At 42.6% G+C, this 22,969-nt stretch carries 22 protein-coding genes; 12 read left to right on the forward strand and 10 right to left on the reverse strand.

From position 1 onward, the window contains the following. Positions 1–372 precede the first annotated feature (372 nt). The 6 genes from QJS82_RS10545 to QJS82_RS10570 all read left to right on the forward strand — a co-directional run bounded on the left by QJS82_RS10545 (position 373) and on the right by QJS82_RS10570 (position 5,926). Positions 373–981, forward strand: coding sequence for a rhomboid family intramembrane serine protease (locus QJS82_RS10545; protein ID WP_281490441.1), 609 nt, complete (start codon positions 373–375; stop codon positions 979–981). 195 nt (positions 982–1,176) lie between these two features. Continuing rightward, complete coding sequence (locus tag QJS82_RS10550) at positions 1,177–2,142, forward strand: metallophosphoesterase (protein ID WP_281490442.1); 966 nt, start codon at positions 1,177–1,179, stop codon at positions 2,140–2,142. Between the two features lie 117 nt (positions 2,143–2,259). Beyond that, the gene (gene purE / locus QJS82_RS10555) at positions 2,260–2,820 is read left to right on the forward strand and encodes a 5-(carboxyamino)imidazole ribonucleotide mutase (RefSeq protein ID WP_281490443.1); all 561 of its coding nucleotides are present in this window, start codon (positions 2,260–2,262) and stop codon (positions 2,818–2,820) included. A 297-nt stretch (positions 2,821–3,117) separates the two neighbouring features. Further along, positions 3,118–4,497 (forward strand): 5-(carboxyamino)imidazole ribonucleotide synthase, encoded by a 1,380-nt coding sequence (locus QJS82_RS10560; protein ID WP_281490444.1) that lies wholly within the window; start codon positions 3,118–3,120, stop codon positions 4,495–4,497. Then, positions 4,497–4,946, forward strand: a complete 450-nt coding sequence (locus tag QJS82_RS10565; RefSeq protein ID WP_281490445.1) for a YaiI/YqxD family protein — start codon at positions 4,497–4,499, stop codon at positions 4,944–4,946. Before QJS82_RS10560 ends, QJS82_RS10565 begins: the two co-directional genes overlap by 1 nt. Positions 4,947–5,287: 341 nt before the next feature. Next, positions 5,288–5,926, forward strand: coding sequence for an NAD(P)H-binding protein (locus QJS82_RS10570; protein ID WP_281490446.1), 639 nt, complete (start codon positions 5,288–5,290; stop codon positions 5,924–5,926). 152 nt (positions 5,927–6,078) lie between these two features. On the opposite strand, the gene epmA is transcribed toward QJS82_RS10570, so the two are convergent. From epmA to QJS82_RS10590, 4 genes are all read right to left on the reverse strand, one after another. Continuing rightward, positions 6,079–7,104 (reverse strand): EF-P lysine aminoacylase EpmA, encoded by a 1,026-nt coding sequence (epmA, locus tag QJS82_RS10575; protein ID WP_281490447.1) that lies wholly within the window; start codon positions 7,102–7,104, stop codon positions 6,079–6,081. Positions 7,105–7,194: 90 nt separating this feature from the next. Continuing rightward, positions 7,195–8,307, reverse strand: a complete 1,113-nt coding sequence (locus QJS82_RS10580; protein WP_281491714.1) for a 4-phosphoerythronate dehydrogenase — start codon at positions 8,305–8,307, stop codon at positions 7,195–7,197. 126 nt (positions 8,308–8,433) lie between these two features. Continuing rightward, complete coding sequence (locus QJS82_RS10585) at positions 8,434–9,615, reverse strand: AI-2E family transporter (protein WP_227692274.1); 1,182 nt, start codon at positions 9,613–9,615, stop codon at positions 8,434–8,436. Positions 9,616–9,761: 146 nt separating this feature from the next. After that, complete coding sequence (locus tag QJS82_RS10590; protein WP_281490448.1) at positions 9,762–9,902, reverse strand: hypothetical protein; 141 nt, start codon at positions 9,900–9,902, stop codon at positions 9,762–9,764. Between the two features lie 706 nt (positions 9,903–10,608). On the opposite strand from QJS82_RS10590, the gene QJS82_RS10595 reads away from it, so the two are divergent. The 3 genes from QJS82_RS10595 to paeA all read left to right on the forward strand — a co-directional run bounded on the left by QJS82_RS10595 (position 10,609) and on the right by paeA (position 14,690). Next, the gene (locus QJS82_RS10595; protein WP_201562350.1) at positions 10,609–12,312 is read left to right on the forward strand and encodes an NAD+ synthase; all 1,704 of its coding nucleotides are present in this window, start codon (positions 10,609–10,611) and stop codon (positions 12,310–12,312) included. A 193-nt stretch (positions 12,313–12,505) separates the two neighbouring features. Further along, complete coding sequence (locus tag QJS82_RS10600; RefSeq protein WP_200662116.1) at positions 12,506–13,207, forward strand: IS1 family transposase; 702 nt, start codon at positions 12,506–12,508, stop codon at positions 13,205–13,207. Between the two features lie 205 nt (positions 13,208–13,412). Beyond that, entirely contained in the window at positions 13,413–14,690 is a 1,278-nt protein-coding gene (gene paeA, locus QJS82_RS10605) for a polyamine export protein PaeA (protein ID WP_281490449.1), read from the forward strand. A 90-nt stretch (positions 14,691–14,780) separates the two neighbouring features. Here paeA and QJS82_RS10610 read toward each other — a convergent pair whose 3' ends face one another. Beyond that, positions 14,781–15,497, reverse strand: coding sequence for a YggS family pyridoxal phosphate-dependent enzyme (locus tag QJS82_RS10610; protein WP_438656712.1), 717 nt, complete (start codon positions 15,495–15,497; stop codon positions 14,781–14,783). 424 nt (positions 15,498–15,921) lie between these two features. Here QJS82_RS10610 and QJS82_RS10615 point away from each other — a divergent pair, with 424 nt between their 5' ends. Together QJS82_RS10615 and QJS82_RS10620 are read left to right on the forward strand one after the other, a co-directional pair. Continuing rightward, on the forward strand, positions 15,922–16,977 hold the full coding sequence (locus tag QJS82_RS10615; protein WP_149490560.1) for a type IV pilus twitching motility protein PilT: 1,056 nt from the start codon (positions 15,922–15,924) through the stop codon (positions 16,975–16,977). Between the two features lie 174 nt (positions 16,978–17,151). After that, positions 17,152–18,273: a PilT/PilU family type 4a pilus ATPase gene (locus QJS82_RS10620; protein WP_201619098.1), complete on the forward strand. Its 1,122-nt coding sequence runs from the start codon at positions 17,152–17,154 to the stop codon at positions 18,271–18,273. A gap of 127 nt (positions 18,274–18,400) precedes the next feature. Here QJS82_RS10620 and fur read toward each other — a convergent pair whose 3' ends face one another. Further along, entirely contained in the window at positions 18,401–18,835 is a 435-nt protein-coding gene (gene fur / locus QJS82_RS10625) for a ferric iron uptake transcriptional regulator (RefSeq protein WP_201562358.1), read from the reverse strand. Between the two features lie 324 nt (positions 18,836–19,159). Between fur and QJS82_RS10630 the strand changes: the two genes are divergently transcribed. After that, positions 19,160–19,579 carry an outer membrane protein assembly factor BamE gene (locus QJS82_RS10630; protein WP_183619781.1) on the forward strand — a complete coding sequence of 140 codons (420 nt, stop codon included), beginning with the start codon at positions 19,160–19,162 and terminating at the stop codon, positions 19,577–19,579. Between the two features lie 50 nt (positions 19,580–19,629). On the opposite strand, the gene QJS82_RS10635 is transcribed toward QJS82_RS10630, so the two are convergent. The 4 genes from QJS82_RS10635 to QJS82_RS10650 all read right to left on the reverse strand — a co-directional run bounded on the left by QJS82_RS10635 (position 19,630) and on the right by QJS82_RS10650 (position 22,807). Further along, entirely contained in the window at positions 19,630–20,046 is a 417-nt protein-coding gene (locus QJS82_RS10635) for an RnfH family protein (RefSeq protein ID WP_281490451.1), read from the reverse strand. Then, positions 20,046–21,188 (reverse strand): hypothetical protein, encoded by a 1,143-nt coding sequence (locus tag QJS82_RS10640; protein WP_281490452.1) that lies wholly within the window; start codon positions 21,186–21,188, stop codon positions 20,046–20,048. The genes QJS82_RS10635 and QJS82_RS10640 overlap by 1 nt, the downstream gene beginning before the upstream one ends. Positions 21,189–21,443: 255 nt before the next feature. Next, positions 21,444–22,112 carry a c-type cytochrome gene (locus QJS82_RS10645; protein WP_281490453.1) on the reverse strand — a complete coding sequence of 223 codons (669 nt, stop codon included), beginning with the start codon at positions 22,110–22,112 and terminating at the stop codon, positions 21,444–21,446. Positions 22,113–22,468: 356 nt separating this feature from the next. Beyond that, positions 22,469–22,807 carry a c-type cytochrome gene (locus QJS82_RS10650; protein ID WP_281490454.1) on the reverse strand — a complete coding sequence of 113 codons (339 nt, stop codon included), beginning with the start codon at positions 22,805–22,807 and terminating at the stop codon, positions 22,469–22,471. Positions 22,808–22,969: the final 162 nt, after the last annotated feature.

The following is a 22,969-nucleotide window of genomic DNA, read 5'->3' on the forward strand; positions in this document are numbered from 1 at the left end:
AACTATTATGTTTGGTCTTTATGCTGTGGTGAATCGTTACGGTCAGTATACGAAGCATTACTCATTCTGCCTGCTACGCTGTTATATTATTTAATATAAACGATTATTAAAGCACAATTTTGTCGTGTATTGGTTTTTTGCCTCGGCATCGCTGTTATTATTGCTAATATCATGCCTGAATGCTTTATCATTACTCATATTTAGTGGTTACTTATATTAGTAGCTATTTATAGTAGCTAATTACCGTTTTAGCTTACCGTTTTAGCGTTATTATTATCATAATAGTAGTTGTTATTGAGCCAAGACACTTGGGCTTTAAGCGTTACGATTTATATCATTGCCATCTATCAGGCTCGGCCTAAGGACTCCCCTTTGTTTAACCATACGACGCTTATTATTATTATCACCGTGATTGTCAGTTTATTGGCATGGCAAAACAAAGCAGTGTTTAATCGACTTATTTTCTATCCGCCGGCGGTGAAAAATGGTCAATGGGATCGCTTTGTGACGCATGGTTTCATTCATGCTGATGGGATGCATTTGCTGTTTAATATGTTTACCCTATACTTTTTTGGTCGGGCTATCGAAGGCTTATATCAGTCGTTTTTATTCGGTTATGGTTTCGTGGTTTTTTATGTGTTGGCTATCGTTGTCGCGATGATTCCCAGCTATATTAAACATAAAGATAGTGCCAGCTACTTAAGCCTAGGGGCGTCAGGCGGTGTATCGGCGGTCTTATTTGCCTTTATTCTGCTGGCGCCATGGGAAAAGATTTATCTATTTGCCGTTGTCCCTATCCCAGCGATATTATTTGCGGTCGCTTACGTCGCTTATAGTATTTATGCCGATAAACGCGGCGGCTCTAATATCAATCATATGGCACATATGTGGGGCGGCGCGTTTGGGGTAATTGCGACGATTATTTTAGAACCTCAAGTACTACCGCACTTTTTAAATGCGCTCTTATCTCCTGGGTTTTAGAGATGCTATTAAAACCAAGTCATAAAGCTCAGTATTCAATTTTAGTAAAAAAACTGAAATCGAAGCTTAGTTCATTAACGCAGTTTAAATAGCCAAGGAATGCTTCATTTATATCGCTATTTAGATCGCTTTGTATTGCTTAGTATCTTGCGCAAACTTATATTTAATAAAACATTTAAGAATTTGATAATTATTATGATTATAGATGTTATTGGTGATATTCACGGTTATGCTGACAAGTTGGTCGGACTCCTAAAGCAGTTGGGCTATGTTCATAATGGCACCTATTTTGTACCGCCAGCGGGTCATCGGGCGCTATTTATTGGTGATTTCATTGACCGTGGGCCACAGCAAGCAGCCTCGCTAGAGATAGTCTTTGCTATGCTAGATGCAGGCGTTGCCGATGCGGTGATGGGCAATCATGAATACAATGCGCTCACCTTTGCTATGCTTGACCCAAAGCAACCTGAGAGCTATTTACGCTCGCATAGTGATGTTCATGTGCGCCAGCATGAAACCTTTTTAGCCGAAGTACCGTTTGGCTCAGAAGCGCATCAATATTGGTTGCAGCGCTTTTATGAGATTCCATTGTGGCTTGAAACTGACTATGCTTGCTTTGTACACGCTTGCTGGGATGTCGATAGCATGGCGGTATTAAAGCCGCTATTGACTGCCGATAATTGCTTAACGCCTGACGCCGTTGTCGCCACGGCGCAAAAGCATAGCCCTGCTTATGAAGCGCTTGAGCGCGTGCTAAAAGGCGTAGAAACGGCATTACCCGATGGTTTAGTCATGGTCGACAAAGATGGGGCAGCGCGCTCGCAAGTACGCGTGCGTTGGTGGCTTGATGAGCTGAATAAACGCACTATTCATGAGATTGCCCGTGCGCCAAGCTCAGGATTGGCACAGATTCCAAGCGATGCCTTAGCGGAAAATATCGAATTTGCCCTTAAAACTCATAAACCGGTATTCGTCGGTCATTATTGGCTAACAGGCGCGCCGCAACCCCTTAGCCCGCAGGTTGCTTGTACCGATTATTCGGCAGCGATTGATAGCGGTTATTTAACCTGCTATCAGCTGGATACCGAGCAGCCATTACCGCTTAAAGCCCATAACTTCGTACAGTATCGTCATGATGAAGACTCAAAGATAAAGGCATAAAAAAAGATAAATGCATAAAATCGGCGTTATTTAGCCAGCTTTGCCATTAAACAGCAAACTTGGCTTTACGAAGGCAGCAAAACTTTTGTATGATGGTCCTTTTGAGGATATCAAAGCATGAGCACTACATCGGCTACCGTTACCCCTGTTGAGCAAAGCAGCCCAATCACTTCTCCTGCTGGTCAGCCAAAAGTAGGTATTATCATGGGCTCGCAGTCTGATTGGGCAACCATGAGTGCCGCGGCGCAATTGCTTGCCGACTTTGATATTGCCTTTGAATGTGAAGTGGTGTCAGCGCATCGTACTCCTGATAGATTGTTTGATTATGCCAAAAGCGCCAAAGGTAATGGCTTGCAGGTGATTATCGCTGGGGCTGGTGGTGCCGCGCATCTGCCCGGTATGTGTGCCAGTCAAACGCCGCTACCTGTCTTTGGTGTCCCTGTTAAATCATCAATACTCAGTGGTTGGGATAGCTTACTTTCTATCGTACAAATGCCAAAAGGCGTGGCCGTTGGGACATTAGCGATTGGTGCAGCTGGCGCCTATAACGCTGCCCTTCTTGCTATTCAGGTGTTAGCATTGCATGATGAATCAATTGCGACTAAGCTGGATAATATGCGCCAAGCGCAAACTGATACCATTCTTGCCAGCCCAACACCCGGTATTATTAATCAATAAAGTAAGTAAACTCAGCCAGATTGCGTTAAGTTTTGACAAAAACACCCTTAGCAGAACTGCAATTTTAACAAAAAAAAATTAAGCACAATCATCTGGTTTTTAACTCTAAATATCAAACATGAATACCAAATTAACGCTCAATATTCTAAACTTGATATTTTTACTCAGATGCGTTCTACTAAATACAAGGTGCATACAGTGCACCTTTTCCTATTTTAATCGCATAAGTTTTATCCCGTAAGTTTTAGATATTAGTACTCAAAATCCCTTATTCATTTTTAATGTAAAGAGCCTGCCATGACTACAGCGAACGCTTATCCTGTAACCCAAACCATTCGTACCATTGGTATTTTAGGCGGTGGTCAGCTTGGTATGATGCTCGCCGAAGCCGCCATGCCGCTCGGTTATCAGTGCGTATTTTTAGAAGACAATGCCGAATGTCCTGCCAGCCTATACGGAAAAGTTTTTCATAGCGAGCAATTAGAAGCATTTATTGCCGCAGCTGACGTCTTTACCTTAGAGTTTGAAAACACGCCTACTGCTACCGTTGAGCAATTGGCCAGCCTGTCAAAATCTGGCAGCAAGCAAGGCATGTTTCCACCACCGATTGCTCTTGATATCGCCCAAGATCGCTTAAAAGAAAAAGGCATGTTTAATGAGCTTGATATCGCCACCGTACCCTTTATGGTGGTTAATTCTGAGGCAGAATTAAAGCAAGCTTGCGACGAGCTAGGATTGCCTATCGTCCTAAAGACCAGCCGCGGTGGTTATGACGGTAAAGGTCAGTTTGTCATCAAAGAAGAAAGTGATATTACCGTTGCTTGGCATGAGCTTAAAGATGCGGTTAGCGGTAAAGGCGCACTAACGCCAACGCCTGCACCACTCATTGCAGAAGGCTTTATTAACTTTAGCCGTGAAGTATCTATCATTGCTGCACGCGCCCAAAACGGTCAAGTACGCTGCTATGATTTGGTCGAAAACCATCATCATAATGGCATATTGGCCAAAACCCGCGCGCCTGCCGTTGGTACTAGCCATTTGTTCCAACAAGCAACCAATGCCATTACCACGGTGATGAATCATCTAGGTTATGTTGGTGTGATGGCGCTTGAGCTATTTGTGAGCAAAGATACGCGTGGTAACGACTATCTGCTGGCCAACGAGATTGCCCCACGCGTCCATAACTCTGGACATTGGAGTATCGAAGGCGCGATTACCAGTCAGTTTGAGAACCATATTCGCGCGGTGGTCAATCTACCCTTAGGCGATACCGATAACGTCCACCCAGCGATTATGCTGAATGTATTGGGTCAATATCCTGATATCAGCGCGGTGCTCAATATCGATGGCGCCCATTATCATAGCTACCATAAGGCTGAGCGCGAGGATCGTAAAATTGCGCATATTACCTTGATGCCAAATGACGTTGCTGACTTAGATATCGCCCTTGCTAAACTGGTTGCTGTCTTGCCTAATAAAGTTGGTCTTGATAAAAAGTTAGCGCCTACGGTTACCGAGAACCAAGCAAAAACACCAGAGCAAACAGCCAGCACGGAAACTGGCCACGCTGTAGAAGATGCGGCTATCAATGTTAAAGAGAGCCAACCAGAGGGTTTAGGAGATATAGACCAGCTATCAAACGACCAGCTATCAAATACAGATAAGGCTCAGAAATAATGCAGATTTGGGTAGATGCGGATTCGGTGCCACTGATTGCCAAAGATTTGATTATCAAAACGGCTGAACGTACCCAAACCATGGCGATATTTGTCGCCAATCAGCACATTAAATTACGCAAATCACCGCTGCTCGTCATGACAGTGGTGCCATCAGGGTTTGATAAAGCCGATGATTATATCGTTGAGCAAATCCAGCCAGGCGATTTAGCCATCACTAGCGACATTCCCTTGGCCAATGATATTTTGGATAAAGGCGGTATGGTTTTAACCACCCGCGGTATGGTCTATGATAAAAATAACATCAAGCAAAAGCTTAATATGCGCGATTTTATGGATACCATGCGTGGCACGGGCGTGCTCGAGCTGCAAGAAATGAGTGGCCAGAAACCTTATGGTGACCGCGATAAAAAAGCCTTTGCCGATGGTCTGAATCGCTTAGTACGTTAATTTTCTTACGCATTATTTGACAGCTAACTTTTCTAGTCCTTCTTATGACTTTATTATTCTTATAAATAACTGCTTTTATAAATAGCAATTTTTATAGAGAGCACCTTTATAAAGAACAGTTTTTATAAAGCACAGGCTTGCAAACCGTATACACTCCATAACCAAACACTATGCAACCGGCACGCTTCATAACGAAGTGTGCTCATCATTCTTGTTACGCTATATGCAGCTTTTAAAACAATCGGTTTTTGAATAACTGGTTTTTAAACAAATGGTTTTTAAACGATAAATTTTAAAATAACGATAACGTATATAAAACGCATATAAAAATAGGAATGAATATGAAAATTTTAGTGATTGGCGCCAGTGGTCGAGTGGGTACAGATTTGGTTAAGCAGTTATTAGCAGATAACCATCAAGTGATTGGTACTACCCGTCAAGAAGAAAAACTCTTTAGTGATGACCATTATAGTCAGTTAGATTTAGATATTACTGCTGAAAAAGATGCTATTCAACAGCAAATCGAGCAAGATATCGATGCCGTTTACTTTGTTGCTGGTTCTGGTGGTAAAGACGTCTTAGAAGTTGATTTACATGGTGCGGTCAAAACCATGCAAGCAACAGAAGATAAAGGTATCAAACGCTATATCATGTTAAGTACAGTATTTTCATTAGATACCAGCAAATGGAATCAGCCTGGTATTGCCGATTTAAAAGAATACTATATCTGTAAGCATTACGCCGATCAGTGGTTGGTTAATAATAGCAACCTTGACTACACCATCGTGCAAGCAGGTGCGTTAAAAGAGCGTGAAGCAACGGGTAAAATCACTATTAATGATGACAATGCGGGTGAAAACTCAATTGCAGATGTGGCTACGACGTTGGCAGCTGTACTCAATGCTAAGAATACGGCTAAAAAAGTCTTGAGCTTGCACAATGGCGAAACTACCATTGATGCAGCGCTTGCTAAACTGTAATAAACAAAAGTTATAATAAACAATATGCAGCTTTGCAGCATTATTAAAAGCAGTACCATAATAGAAAAGCGCGTAAGCCTTCCGGTTTACGCGCTTTTTTCTGATAGATTGTTTAAAAATTAACGGTTACGTTAAACGATATCAAAGAGCAACTAAGCTAAGCCACTGGGAAAAGGAATCACATCCTCTAAGCTGCTAGCGCCTGTTATAACCATCAACAATCTATCAATACCGACGGCGATACCGCTACAAGGTATTAAGTCATCAGACGCTGCTAATAAATGCTCATCGATTGGCATTTGTGGCAAGTTATGACGCTGACGCAATTGATTGTCGCGCTCAAAGCGCGCTCTTAACGCCTGCCCATCTGCCAGCTCATCGTAAGCATTGGCAATCTCAATACCATTGATATAGAGCTCAAAGCGCTTAGCAACTGTATTACCGTCTTTATCCTTAGCCGTTTTTGCCAATGCCGCCGTTGCAGGGGGATACTCTATAATCAACGTCGGCAAATCATGACCCAAATTTGGCTCGACGGCATGACTAAATAGTAAATCTAACCAGCTTTGACGAATATCTTCTTCACTATTGGTGGCACCATTTTCTGCACTATTAAAATCAAACCCTGTTAAACCCTTATCTTCGGCCACTGCTTGTAGCGCCGCAATACTGGCCGTTAACGGATGGATACCAACGAAATCCATAAAGGCATCGACGTAACGGTAATGACTCAGCACAATCGGATAACCATAAAGCGCTTCAAGTAGCTCGCCCAATTCAGCAGCCATATCATCTAAGCTGTAGTTCGGCTGATACCATTCGAGCATGGTGAATTCAATATTATGACGCACACCTATTTCATTATCTCGAAATACCGGACAAATCTGATAAATGGGCACCTGCCAGCTAGCAAGTAGCCGCTTCATAGCGAACTCAGGCGACGTATGCAGATAATAGGTGCAAGGTTTATCTTGGTAGGTGACCTGCGCCGCCACTGATTGCAAAAAGGTATCGGTATTGCCTGCTTGCGATAACAAGGGCGTCTGTACCTCGAGCACGTGACGCGTGGCAAAAAATTGCCGAATAGCACTCATGAATTGCGCACGCTTTTGTGCCATTGATACGGTCATGGTCGGCGCATAGCTGGGTTTAGAAAAGGAATTACTTGCTTGAGTCATTATTATTTACTGCAATTTAAGGATAAAAAATAGATTTTAAAATGATGTTTTAAGTTTTAAGGCTGCCTGACTTTTAAAAACACCTGAATTTTACGTCTGCCATTCACGGCGTAAATGATAATCTCGGCGCAATTGATCAAAGTCGGCGCCCTTTACTTGACCATCAGCTAACTTACTTCGTAATGCAGCATCATCTTGCATGATATTATAAAACTTAATCAGTCTCTCCGGATGCGCCTTTAGCTCAGACCATAAAAACATATTGAGCGGCAATAGCGTATGCATAGACTGCGCCGGTGTGACCGCCAATTTTTCACAAAGCGCATCATAGATAATTTGCGTACCACGCAGTTTACCTTCGACCGTGTAGCCTGCGATATGCGGTGTGGCAATCGCAAGTTTGGACAGTAAGCGCTCAGCAATCTCTGGCTCATGCTCAAAAACATCGAGCACCACTTGGCGACCCGTACGTTCAATATCAGCTGCTAACTCATGCGCATTAATAACCGCTCCGCGCGCGCTATTGATTAATAATGTATCTGCTGGCATCGTGTCCAAGGCATTTTTATCAATTAAATGCCGTGTTGGATAGTCACTGCCATTAGGATTATTATTATCTTTTTTATCGGTTAACGGCACATGCAAGCTGATAACATCACTTTGGCTAAGCACTTGCGCAAAGCTGGCATTATTAATATTCGATGCAGGCAGCAGCGGATCGTAACCCAATACCTGCCAACCTAAATCATGAGCATATTGCGCAAGGGTGCTGCCAATATTGCCCAGTCCGATAATGCCTAAGGTTACTGGCGGCATCGATGGCTGCCAATACTGCGGGCGTAAGGTTAAGGCCGCAGTTAGTACATATTGCGCAACCGAATGCTTACTACAGCCAGCAGCATTAGCAAAGGTTATATTGCGTGCTGCCAAATAGTCTTGATCGACATGATCGGTACCGATGGTCGCCGAACCAACAAACTTCACACTGTTATTATCTGCCAATAGCGCCGCGCCTACTGGCGTTACCGAACGTATCAATAGCACATCAGGTTGCAACTCTGCGAGCAACTGGGCATTGATATCACGTCCAGCGACGGCAAAAATCTTCACCTTACGCTTCGTCTCTTGCCCAAGCGTTGATACGTTAAAAAACTCATTAAGGCTGGCGATATTGCTATCAGCAACAATGGTCAGAGGACGCATATTATCGTTATTCGTAGTGCTGGCATTAGGCATCTTTAAATATCCCTATTTATAAAGGTTTCTTATCAACCATCGCATCATTAGGACAGTGTATTTTTTATTATCAAACTTTATGCGCTTCTCTTTTTAACCTTCTGTTTGGTCAGTAGAAACGGTATTTTCGTCTTTATTTTGCTCAGTAGCTTTTTGCTCAGCCATCTTAGGTTGCAGTGGACCGTCAACCAGCATCCCTTCTTGCTGGGCAAATAATTCGTTCTTATGCTGTGATATCCATTCACGCCATACGGCAAGGCCGATTGCCAATACCACAGGACCAATAAATAAACCAACAAAACCAAACGCGGTTAAACCGCCCAATACCCCGATAAAAATAATGATAAAAGGGATTTTGGTCGCGCCGCTAATGACGATAGGACGGATAAGGTTATCAACCCAACTAATAACCAGTATACCCCAGAGCGCTAAGCCTATCCCTTCTACGGTATGTCCTTGGCTCAATAACCAAATCGATACCGCGCCCCAAACAAATGGCGTACCAAAGGGAATTAAGGCAATGATAAAAGTCACAATGGTGAGTAAGATAGGACTTGGCGCGCCAGCGAAATAGTAACCAATACCCGCGAGTAATGCCTGCGCCAATGCGGTCAAGCCGATACCATAGACGACCGCGCGCGTGGTCGTACCGACCGAATCAATATAACCATCGATACGATTGCCAATGATATTACGCAGCGCTTGACGGATTTGACGTACCAAGCTGGTGCCATCGCGATAAAAGAAAAACAATGTCATCAGCGCCATCCCAAGTTTGGCCAAACCACTGAAGACGACATCAAAAGCGACTTTGCCATAATACAGGTGCGACTGTACCCAAAGACGAAAAGCCTCTAGCGTCCCCTCAGGGTTTTTATTGATTCTCCATAGCACATCTTTGACTTGCTGACCGATGATGGGCAAATCTTTGACAGAATCAGGCACATCCAAATAGCCCACTTTGATGCGATAAACTAAATTACTAATGAGGCTTAACGCTTCTTGCTGCAAAATAAAGATACCAACGACGAGCGGCACACCAATCATAAGCGTGATGCTCACCGTCATAATAGCGGCGCTAAAGTTTGAGCTGAATCGAACTCTTTGGTGAAAAAAATTATAAATAGGGAAAGTCACGTAGGCTAAAATCGCTGCCCATAGCGCTGGTACAATAAAAAACTGTACGACTTGGAAACATAATACGAACAGCACCACCAATAAGGTAATGGCCAATAAGCGCTGAATAAGAAATTCTTTTGTCCAGTTTTCAATCATAGCGTATAAACCAAGAGCAGGCAGCAAAAAGCCAATCCGGCTTTGCTGTAACGTTTATAAATAGGTGGATAAAAATCACAGAGCATGTGCGTTACAGACCATGTCCATTATTGGTATCCCTTAGCGAGTATGTCAGGTGGTAAATATTAGGTAATAGTTAATACTGGATAATAAGTTTCATCATAACTGCGGCGTAAAATAGTTGCTGTCAATACAGCGCGCAATACAGCGCGCAATACAGCGCGCAATACAGCTACCGTACCATACAGCACCTTTATAAACATCATATTTGGCTAGCAAAACAGCATTAATTTCTAAAAACAATCTTTGCTGATTAAAATAGCGTTAATTTGATATTTACCTGCGCTTAAATGAGGTAACCCGCCGACAGTAACGGTTTATTATGCAATAAAATAAACCCAATAAATAAGACTATGTTGTAATCTTTACTTACATTTATCTGTAGGCATTAACAGTGAATATGGGTGCTTGCACGTAAAAACTCCTGAGTAGATTTATCCTTGTAGCATAACGGCTATCTATCGCCTTTTTAGTCAATTATGCTGTGGTATCTTGCCAGCTAAATCACTGCTCAGTTCTATTAGTACCGACAATTGATGTTATACTAAAGGGATTAATCTGAACGCTCGAATGCTGTTAAGTTAGTATGACCTTATAGGTTTTTAGCATTATCAGCCTTGGCGTTTTGAAAATTACTTCTTGCAATCCTCATCTGCCACCCTACTCTAGACTGTCTTAATCACTGGTATTTAGAGCGGCGCTGCATATTTTGGTATTGTCGATAAGCATTATATTGATGCCTATCCAAGCTTGGCGCTCATTATTTCGACTCACTATTCAAGCGTCGTGTTTTGAGTGCCTGTTTAAACACTTATATTTTGCGTTACTTTTATAAATTACTTTGATTTGGTTTTATTTGAAACCAAGACGGATTCAACACATTTACACAACCTATTGATAGGAACAATAACAATGTCAAGAGACACTGCAAAAGATACTGATAATCCCAATTCTACTGCCTCAAATGACGCCAATACGGCATCTAAACCGCAAGACAGCGTGACTTTTGCGCTAGCCCAATCGCACTTTTTGGTTGGTGATATCACTGCTAACGCTGAAAAAATGCGCACGCTCGCACTACAAGCCCGTGAGCAAGGTGCTGATGTTATTATCTTCCCAGAGTTAGCATTATTGGGCTACCCACCGCAAGATTTATTGCTACGCCCTAGTCTTTCAGGACGTATCAAAAGCGCGCTGTCGTCTTTAAGTGATATCGATGATATCGTGATGATTGTGGGCTATCCGCATGTCGACCATCATGGCACCTTTAACTCGGCTGCGATTTTGCATAACGGTCATCAAAAAGGCTTTTATCACAAGCAAATCCTGCCAAATTATGGCGTATTTGATGAGCGTCGTTATTTTGATAAAGGTCGCAACCAAGTATTGTTTGACTATAAAGGCATTACTATCGGTCTGCTTATCTGCGAAGATTTGTGGGAAAAAGGTCCAATTGCCGAGCTTAAAAAACAAGGCGCTGACCTGATTGTGAGCTTAAACGCCTCACCGTTCGAGATTGAAAAACAAGACAACCGTAAAACCATGCTGGCCAAACGTAGTCGCGAAAACAACTTGCCTATCGTTTATCTAAACGCTGTTGGCGGTCAAGATGACTTGGTCTTTGACGGCGGCTCTATGGCGATTCAAGCCGATGGCAGCGTTGCTCACGAAGCATCACGCTTTATGAATCAGCTCATGCTAGCGACATTTAATGTGAAGACGGCGAAATTTGATACGCAAGCAAAAGCGCCTTTATCATTAAGCCGTGAGTCGGAGATGTACCAAGCGCTGGTCGTTGGTCTACGTGATTATGTCAATCTTTCAGGCTTTACTGGCATCATCGTTGGCTTATCAGGCGGTATCGATTCAGCCTTGACCTTGTGTATCGCTGTCGACGCTCTGGGCGCTGATAAAGTCTATGCGGTGATGATGCCGTACGAATACACCTCACAAATCAGCTTAGAAGATGCGCAAGCACAGGCCCGTCGCTTAAACGTTTCTTATACCGTTTGCCCGATTTTTGATGCGGTTGAAGGTATCCGCCATACCTTAGCGCCACTATTTAATAAGTCACCTGCTGATACTACCGAAGAGAATATCCAAGCGCGCGCACGCGGTGTGGTGCTGATGGCATTGTCTAATAAATTTGGTCATTTGGTCATTACTACGGGTAATAAATCAGAGTTAGCGGTTGGTTATTCAACGTTATACGGTGATATGGCCGGCGGCTTTGATGTGCTAAAAGACGTTTATAAATCACAAGTTTATAAACTTGCCAGCTACCGTAACCGCTTAGAAGATACGCCGGTTATCCCTGAGCGCGTGATTACGCGTCCGCCATCGGCTGAGCTGCGTCCTGATCAAAAAGACCAAGATAGCCTGCCTGATTATGACGTTTTAGATGGTATCTTAATGTCGTATATCGATGAAGATATGGGCTATCAAGATATTGTCGATAAAGGCTTTGATGCTGACTTGGTCGCCAAGGTTATCAAAATGGTTGATAACAGCGAGTATAAACGCTCGCAAGCACCGATTGGCACTAAGATTAGCCATAAAGCCTTTGGTCGCGAGCGTCGTTTCCCATTGGTGAATAAATGGTCAATAAAAGGCTAAGAATTAACTACTGATTTATCATTACAACCTTTTAGATATGCCGTTATTTTTTAGATTAACGTCTATTTAAATGACAAACTAAAAGGTTGGATAGATTTAAGTTTTTATATAACTTTATTCGGTGGTGTATCAGAAAGTATGCTGAGGTAATAAAGGAGAGTGACAGCCGAGGCAAGATGATATATTTGAGGTTATGAAGACACAAATAGATATCAACTGCCCCGACTGTCACAGTCCCAGTTTAAAGAAAAATGGCAAAAAAAGCTATGGCAAGCAAAACTACCAATGCAAAGCCTGCAAGCGTCAGTTCATTGGTGATCATGCCTTAACTTATAACGGCTGTCACTCTAGAATAGAAGATAAAATACGGCTAATGACAGTGAGAGGCTGTGGCATTAGAGACATTGCTATTATAGCCTCAGTTAGCATTGGTAAAGTGCTAAGCACCATAAGCTCATCCGTATATAAGATTGCGCCTAAGCAGAGCTACTATGAACGCTTAGAAGTTGATGAGTTCTGGACTTACGTGTATCGCAAGAAACGTAAAGTCTGGCTTATTTATGCTTATGACCGTGATACGGGTGAGATTGTCGCTTATGTCTGGGGCAAACGTGATTTGAGAACGGCTAAGAAGCTAAGAGCACGTCTAAAGCAGCTCAAAGTCAGCTATGACTCTATTAGTATGGACAATTGGGATAGCTTTATAACGGCTTTTAAACCAGATCATAAGCGAGTTGGCAAACAGCATACGGTAGGTATAGAAGGTAATAACTGTCGCTTGAGACACCGATTACGTCGAGCGGTTAGAAAGACTTGTTGCTTCTCAAAAAAGCTTGATAATCACTTTAAAGTATTCGATCTGGTGTTCTTTTATGTCAATTATGGCTACGTCTGATGCCAGCATACTTTTTAGAACACCACCCTTTATTCAAGTGTTTTATAATTAGCTGGGTGCTTACCCAGCTTTTTTAGTTTTTATTGATAAATAATTTTCATTAACTGCTACTTACCCCAAATTTTTATACATAATCTCTTACTTCACCTTATCCCAACTACTGTTTTTAATTTAACTACCCTACCTATTTTTATCCGAGTCCGTCATGAGTTTGATCACCGCTACTATCTTCCTTCTTTTATTACTTACCTTGAGTGCTTTTGTCTCTGCCGCCGAGATTGCCATCGCTGCTGGTCGCAAGATTAAGCTACAAATCATGGCAAAAGAAGGCGAAGTCCGCGCCCTTGATGTCCTGCATATGCAAGAAAATCCTGGTGGATTTATTACTGTGGTGCAAGTTGTTCTGAACGCCGTCGCCATTTCAGCCGGTGCGGTTGGTGAGTCAGCCATTAGCCCTTATTTGCAGCTGTTAATCAAGCATGAAGCGGCGGCATCTATCATCTCATTCGTGCTTATTACCAGTTTATTTTCCCTACTTGCTGATTTGATGCCTAGGCGCTTGGCGATGTCTAATGCAGAGATCTTTGCTGTGCGACTGGTACGCCCTATGATGGCACTGACTTTTATTTTTAAGCCGGTTATTTGGGTCTTTGATGGCGCCGCAAACCTTATCTTTGAGCTTTTTGACATATCAACCATCCGCCAAGATGACATTACTCCAGAAGATATCTATGCGGTAATGGACGCTGGCGCTGAAGCTGGTGTGCTCAAAAAACAAGAGCACCATTTGATCGAAAACATCTTTGAGATGCAAGAGCGTACCGTCACCTCAGTGATGAATCCGCGTGAGCATATCGTCTATTTTGATAGCAAGACCAGTACAGAGGAAGTGGTCGAGGTGATGATTGCGCAGCCGCATAATAAGTTTTTGGTCTGTGAGGAAGACGATTTAGAACAAATTATCGGTTATGTAGAGTCGCGCAGCTTTTTAGCCTTGGTACTTAACCAACAAGAAGTCAGCCTAACTGACAAAACGCTATTAAAACCGGCGTTATTTGTACCCGATACCTTGTCTTTGTTTGAAGTATTAGAGATGTTTAAATCAACGGGTGCTGACTTTGCCGTTATCGTTAATGAATATGGCTTGGTGGTTGGCGTCATTACCCTACGCGATGTGATGAGTATTGTGATGGGTGAGCTAGTGACCGTTGAAGAGCAGCCTATCGTGCAGCGTACGGATAACTCTTGGCTTATCGATGGTATGACGCCGATTGAAGACGTCATTCGAGCGCTAGATATTGTCAATTTGCCGCGCAGTCAGAACTATGAAACCATCAGCGGCTTTATGATGTATATGCTGCGCAAAATTCCTAAAAAAACCGATACCATCGAATACGCCAATTATCGTTTTGAGATTATCGCTACCGACAATCTTAAAATTACCCAACTACTCGTCACCAAACTTGAAGAAACGGTTAAGTAAAAAGAGCGGTTCAAATCTGGTATTAACATTTGATGAATTGATTTAATATTGACTTAATGATTTAACAGTCAATTAATGACAAGCTCAAAATTAAGCACGCGCGCCAAATATTGCCGTGCCGACGCGCACCATGGTAGAGCCATTGGCAATGGCTTCACCCATGTCACCACTCATGCCCATGCTCAGCGTATCCCACTGCGGCAATTCTGGATGCTCAATCTTGATATCTTCAAATAACTGCTTGGTGCGAGCAAAGGCATCGGTGTTGGCTTTTGCCGGAATAATCATCAAACCACGCAGTTGCAAGCGCTCGTAATGTTTAATGGCAGATATCAATGCGGGCAATTCGGCTGGTAAACAGCCGGACTTGCTGTCTTCATTATCGATATTGACTTGTATCAGCACATTAAGCGGCGGTAGTTCGGCTGGGCGTTGCTCATTAAGACGCTTGGCAATAATCTCGCGCTCCAGCGTTTGCACCCAATCAAAATGCTCAGCAATATCACGGGTCTTATTACGCTGAATACTACCAATATAATGCCAAATGATAGATTCGCATTCTGGCTGTTCTCGCAAAACTTGTATTTTTTCAAGCGCTTCTTGTAGATAGTTTTCGCCAAAATCGCGCTGCCCTTGCTGTACTAATGTCGCAACCATCTCAGCAGGCTTGGTTTTGGATACCGCCAGTAAAGTGACTTCATGATGCTGCTTTGTCGCTTGGGCACACGCCTGCGCCACCTGCTTATTAACCTGCTGCCAACTTTCAATTAGATTTATATTATTGACATCACTTTCCTCATTTTGCATGTTAGGTGAAATAATGTCAGTAGGAATATTATTTTTATGGGTTTGCTTAGAGATATCGTTCATAAAAGGCTCACAGGGATAAAGGATGCTATTGTCTTAGATCATTATTTTTATAAGTTATTTTAACTTTTGATAAATACTCTTTTAATAGAGAAATAATAAATCAATATTCATAAAACTAAGAATTACTGAACTATTTTTGCATTTTATTTATATAGTAGATGGTTAAATAGCCATAGTCTTGTTATGATATTGTTACATGGTCTAACATTTACTACTAAAGACAGTAGTAATGGTAACAAATACAGCGAAGATCAACATATTTTTAAGATGATTGGCTTAGATGGCGTTATAGAATAAGTATCCGTTATACATTCTATACGCTTTTTGGCTCACCCTTATTTATTGATAGTAATATCCGATTATGGCTGAAAAGAATAATTTAAGCATCGAAGACTTGCTGCGCTTTACGGTCAAGCATAAAGCCTCAGATTTACATATTTCAGCCGGTATGCCAGCGATGATTCGTGTCGATGGTGAGATGACCCGTATCAATATGCCAGAGATGAGCCATCAGGTTGTGCATCAGCTTATTTATGACATCATGAATGATAAGCAACGTGCTGACTTTGAAGAGTTTTTTGAGACCGACTTCTCTTTTGAGATTCCAAATTTGGCGCGCTTTCGTGTTAACGCCTTTAACCAAAATCGCGGCGCAGGCGCAGTCTTTCGTACCATTCCCTCTAAAGTCCTTACCATGGAAGACTTGGGTATGGGCGAGGTTTTCAAACGTGTGTCTGACTTTAAACGCGGCGTAGTATTGGTTACAGGTCCGACGGGTTCAGGGAAGTCTACCACGCTGGCGGCCATGATTGATTATATCAATGAAACTCGTAAAGAGCATATTTTAACCATTGAAGACCCGATTGAATTTGTCCACGAGTCTAAAAAGAGCTTGATTAACCAACGTGAAGTCCACCGCGATACCTTAGGTTTCGAGCCTGCGTTGCGCTCTGCGTTACGTGAAGATCCAGACGTTATCCTTGTTGGTGAGCTTCGTGACCTTGAAACTATTCGCTTAGCTTTGACCGCCGCAGAAACAGGGCACTTGGTCTTTGGTACTTTGCACACCAGCTCAGCGGCAAAAACCATTGACCGTGTGATTGACGTCTTCCCTGCTGCTGAAAAAGACATGATTCGAGCGATGCTTTCGGAGTCATTACAAGCGGTCATCTCACAGACTCTTTTGCGTCGTCAAACCGGCGGACGAATTGCCGCGCATGAGATTATGCTAGGCACGCCTGCTATTCGTAACTTGATACGTGAAAACAAAATCGCCCAGATGTACTCCTCTATTCAGACGGGTGCTGGTGATGGCATGATTACCCTTGACCAAACGCTTAAAAATCTTGTCTCAAAAGGTACTATTAGCAAAGATGTTGCACGTCCTTATGCCAAGCAGCCTGAGGCGTTTATTTAGCACTGTTTTTCAAAGCATTAAACCTTTATAGCACTAAGTTTTAATAACATTACAAATTGACAATCATAGATTTTTAATTAATCGGCTTTATTCATTTTTAATGGTCGTTATTGGCAGTCTTTAAAAGTTTATTGAAGCACCTTTTAATCTATATATTCCAAGTGTAGGTACGTTATGGACATTGATAAACTTTTACAGTTAATGATCAATAAAAACGGCTCTGACCTTTTTATTACCGCTGACGTTGCGCCATCCATGAAAATTAATGGCAAAATTCTCCCCGTGGGTAAAACGCCATTAACGGCTGAGCAAACCATGAGATTGGTTAAAGGGGTGATGACGCCAAGCCAACAAAAAGAGTTCGATGAAACCAATGAGTGTCAGTTTGCGATTACAGACCAAGCTCAGCAAGCGCGTTTTCGGGTTAGTGCTTTTATACAGCGCGACATGGCGGGGATGATTTTACGGAAAATTGAGAATAAAATTCCGACAGTCGAAGAGCTGCGCCTGCCACCAGCATTAAAAGAGCTGGCCATGAAAAAGCGCGGTATTATCTTGTTGGTTGGTGCAACAGGTACCGGTAAATCGACCACCCTTGCGGCAATGATTGGGCACCGTAACCAGAACTCACATGGTCATATTATTACCATCGAAGATCCTATCGAGTTTGTCCATAAGCATCGCGGTTGTATCATTACTCAGCGTGAAGTCGGTATCGACACCCACTCTTTTGAAGCGGGGCTGAAAAACACCTTACGCCAAGCGCCTGATGTTATTTTGATTGGCGAGATTCGTAACCGCGAGGTTATGAGCTACGCGATTCAATATGCGGAGACCGGACATTTGGTCTTTGCTACCTTACACGCCAATAACGCCAACCAAGCGATTGACCGTATTATTCACTTCTTTGAAACCAGTCGCCATAATCAGTTGTTTATGGATTTATCGCTGAATTTACAAGCTATTATCGCTCAGCAACTGATTCCAACGCCTGATGGCAAAGGACGCCGCGCTGCTATTGAGATTTTATTAAACTCACAGCTAATTAGTGACTATATTCGTAAAGGCGAGGTTCATGAAATCAAAGATGTGATGACGCGCTCACGCGAGAGCGGTATGCAGACCTTTGACCAAGCGCTGTTTGATTTGTATGAACAGGGCGAAATCACCTATAAAGAAGCCATTCTGCACGCCGACTCGCCTAATGATTTGCGCTTAAAAATCAAATTGAGCAATAAAAATGGCACCGCCAATTTAGATGAAGGCGCTGATAGTTTATCGCTAGATATTACTTAGCTTGATATTACTTAGCTTGATCCTACTTATTAACTTATTCAGTATTTTCCATAAAAAAGCCCTCATCGAATGTGAGGGCTTTTTTATAGCCTTAAAATTAGCAGTATCAGCTATTCTTTTGAAACGCTTATTTTGCGTTGTCTTTGCAAGCCTGATTGTCACAAATACCGTAGAGCACTAAAGAATGACCCGATAGCTTAAAGCCATGCTCTGCCGCTACTTTGGTCTGCTCTTCTTCGATAATTTCATTATGGAATTCGATAATCTTACCGCAGACATCACAAACCAGGTGGTCGTGATGCTCTTCTTGGGTAATCTCAAATACCGATAGATTGTTTTCAAAGTTATGACGCTCAACGATACCCGCTTGCTCAAACTGCGTCAGCACGCGATAAACGGTGGCGAGACCCACATCCTCACCTTGCTCAATCAGCGCCTTGTACACCTCTTCTGCACTCATATGATGCAGCTCTGCGCTTTCAAGCAGCTCTAAAATTTTGATACGCGGTAACGTTACTTTCAAACCCGCTTTACGTAAATCTTGATTGGTAAAAGAAGCCATAATATCCCTTCTGACTATGAAAGTCTTAGCAAATAAATTCAAAAAACACGAGTTAAAAATCATTAATCATGAGTAATAATAACGGATAAAAAAATATCAACCATAAAAATCTAGCCACTCTTAGGCGAATTTCTAGAGCAATTTTTTATAAAAATTTGACGCCAAGTCTATGAATTTAAAATATAAATAATAAATACCGCCAGATAGCGTTTGGTAAATAATGTCGTAAGTGGTAGGCAATTGCAAGTAAATGACGTATCATTTGTCCAAGATTGCCTGCAAGACCAGCCTTATCGGTTCTTAGCTGCGCCTAACCCATTTTTTATGAGTCATCTTACCATGATAAAGACATTGAATTTTCGTTCGTTAAGCTCTGCAAGCGCAGTACGCAAGATTGCCATTACCAGTATGCTTAGTGCCGCTGTCGCTATGTCTGGCTGCTCATTACTAAGTGTGTATAAGATTGATTTGCCACAAGGTACCGCCATTACCCAAACCCAAGCACAAAAACTACAAGTGGGTATGAATCAAAATCAGGTACTTTATATTCTTGGCAGTCCGGCAATTAAAGATACATTAGAGCCTAAGCGCTGGGATTATATTTACGATTATAAAGCAGGGACAGAAGGTCGCCGCAAAGGTATCGCCGATGTTAAAAATGCCAGCCAGCACTTAATTGTCTATTTTGATGATAATGGTATAGTAACTCGTATCGAAGGTATCGACAGCTTACCGGCATCGTAAATCTGTTCGAAAACCATAACGACTAGCTAGCAAATTATAGCGACTGACGGTTAACCCCGAGATTTATTTTTGCGCTGAGACATAGGATCAGCGCTTAAGCTGCGATATACCTCTACCCGATCAAAAGGCTGCAATATATAATTTAGTGGCTGCTTTTGCGCATATACCCCGACACGCCAACGCTTAGCCGTTGGCGTCGTCATATCAGCCACTTGTTCGCACCATCTTGCCAGCTCTTCGAACTGTGTCAGCCAACCCACTTGCGCCAATACCTCATATAGAGTAGTACCTTGACTGACTTTAACGGTTAGGTAATGCTGACGCTCTGCTTCTTCGGCATACGCCAGATATACCGTCATCAAATTGGCTTGTTCAGCTTGAGACATATTAATGTTAGCTTCACTGTTGCTAGCTTCACCGTTATCAGCTGCATGATTATTAGCTACATGGTTATTAGCAGCATTCATTAGCTTAACCACTGCATTACCCAACCGATTAACGCTAACAGTAATGCCAATGGCACAATCAAGCGTATCGCAACCCGCCATAAGTTATAAAAAGCTTCATTGCCAAAGTTTAAAGACTTACGCAAATGGCTGATTTTCATCTGCCAACCGGCAAAAACCGACAGTAATAACACGGCGATACTACTGATAATCACCAAAATGCCAACCAGCCAATTGGTCGGTATCGCAACTACTAGCAGCAGGGCTATTACAAAGGTTAAGAGCACACTGACCAATAAGCCAAATTTATGCGCCAATTGCTGCGTACTATAGTGTAGTAAGTAGCTGGCCACAAACAATACGCCGACCCAATACAGTAACTGCCCAATCGGTGGCAACGCCATACCGCTGATAAATAATGCGACAACACCAACCACCAGCTGTAATATCCAAATCGGTAGGACAAGCTTGGTTGCCCGATATTCTTGCGTAGCATGATGACGAGAAGGTCTTTGGGCGTTATGATTATCCACCCCGACCGCAGTAACGGCTTGCTTGCTGACTAAATGCTGACCAAACCAATATAAGCCAGTACCTGCACCCACACTGACTAACGCCAAGGCAACAGCACGTGCCCACTCGCTTAAGCTAACATCGGTCATCGCAAAAGCAACATTTGGTAAACCGTTTGCCACTCCTAGCAGTAAGCCTATCAGCATTAAACCCAAGCCAATCGGCAAAGGTGCGACGCCCAGTAAACTCAATAAGACAGCAATGACCATTAAGCCTGCCGCAATGGCAAAGCTTGGCACATCAGGCGCGCTATTTAATTCGGTTAGAGCGGCTAAAATACCAGTACTTGCACCAGATATGACCAACGCTGCAATAATAATAGACACCAATGCGGCGAGCCAACCAAAACCGCGCCATAAAGAGCTGGCATCTGCCTCACGCGTGAGCTTTTGCATACCCGCTAAAGGCGCCTCCGCACTACGATAGGCCAAGGCTATCTCAGCATAAACGACCGGTAATGAGACCAGCACCATGGCTAACAGCCAAAGCAACCAGAAATCGATCTCACCTATGGATGCTGGCGCAAACCAACGAAACAGTAGTAGCGGTAGCAGCGCGGCGATAAAGCAAGAAGCATAGCGAATCATCATAATTTAAATCCAAGCGATTCAAAGTGAATAACATTTAATGATATAAAGCCCTGATAAGCGCCGATATTGTTTCTATTAGCTTTATATATAGCTGTGTATACAGGCGACTTACCTTGTACAAGTTGTATAAAAGATTATGCAAATTATATAAGGACTAACAGTTATAAAAAAACCCCGAAATCGGGGTTTAATAGCTAAAGCATAACGGCTGCATGAAAGTACATAAGTTAGTATTTCATTTAAACATGCAACGAATTAGTGGATAGCACTCACATAATCTGACAAGATGCGAATATCGCGATCAGACAGTTTTGAAGCAACGGTTTGCATCATGCCCATCTCACCTTCTTTTGCCGCATCGTTGACACGTTTTTGCTCATCGCTGTCGATATCATCTACACGACCAGCCGCACGGAAAAGCTTTAATTGAGTAGCGATATATTCAGCATGCTGTCCACCTAAACGTGGAAATGCAGCCCAAGCATTACCCGCTGCATCTGGACCATGACAGCCTGCACAACCGATGACACCGCGTGTCTTATCGCCGCCTAAAAACAGCTTAGTCGCTTCTTGTGTGGTTGCAGGATTACCGAATGCTACACCCCAAGGTTTTTGGCTCGCATAATATCCTGCCACGTTGGCCAAATCTTGCTGAGATAAATTGGCAACTTGTGATTGCATGATACCGTTTTTACGATAGCCCGATTTAAAATCAACCAATTGTTTGTATAAGTACTTCACGTTTTGACCGCCAAGATTTGGCTGGGCTGGTATAGGACTCACACCATTAACACCGTGACAAGCAGCACAGACCGTTTCGGCGACTTGTTTACCAGCGTTAAGATCATATTCAGGAACAGTGATAGCAGCTTGTACGCTGAAACTTGCAACACATAAGCTGGCGGCAGCGATTAACTTTTTCATTGATACAAATCCTACTAACTCGGCGTAAGCATTATCTAGCATGATTGTATTATTTAAAGACGAAAGATATACAGAGCCATCATTTAGCCAGCTAAGCCATATATTCTGCGGTCTTTATCACAAGCAGCCCGAAAGTACTTACTAATATCAGGGTTTATTTTGGATTATTATAGCAAGACTTTTTACTATTTGCCTACTTAATCGTAGCATTGGGGATTTTTTCTATTCATATCCTAATCACCTACTTCATAAAAACAAAAAAGCGCATCAGGTTTAGCAACCTTGCGCCTTATATATTTTTATAAACAATGATGGATAGCTTTATACTTAGACAAGACCTATGCACGGGTTGAACGCTATTTACTCATATATTCGATGAGCTTACGGTAATCATCATCGCTGCAATCTGTGCACAGTCCACCGGCGGGCATTTGAATCATGCCACTTTTCACCGATTTAATCAGCGCTGGCATGCCCTTTTGTTTGATGAGCTGTTGCCATTTGGCACTGTCGCCCTTTTTAATGGCGTTGAGCGCGCCACTATCGTGACAAGCGGCACATGAGTTATTATAGGACGTTGCAATATCAGCCGCACTGGCAGTACTTAGCATCGCGGTACCACCAATTATGAGCGCGGTTGCCGTACTGGCTAATAAGCGATAGCTTTTGGCAACTGTTGTGGTGATTGAGAACATGGGACACCTCACATCGTTTCTTCATTCGCTTAATCAATAATTTTATTAAACGTCTTTCATTCAATCTGTCTGACTAAAGATTGTAACAATATATGTCGTATTAATATATATAAATATAGTTTAGCTTTGTTAACGGCTGCTAATGAGGCAGAAGACTGCCCT

It is taken from the genome of Psychrobacter maritimus (genome assembly GCF_029953575.1).
Classification (GTDB): domain Bacteria; phylum Pseudomonadota; class Gammaproteobacteria; order Pseudomonadales; family Moraxellaceae; genus Psychrobacter; species Psychrobacter maritimus.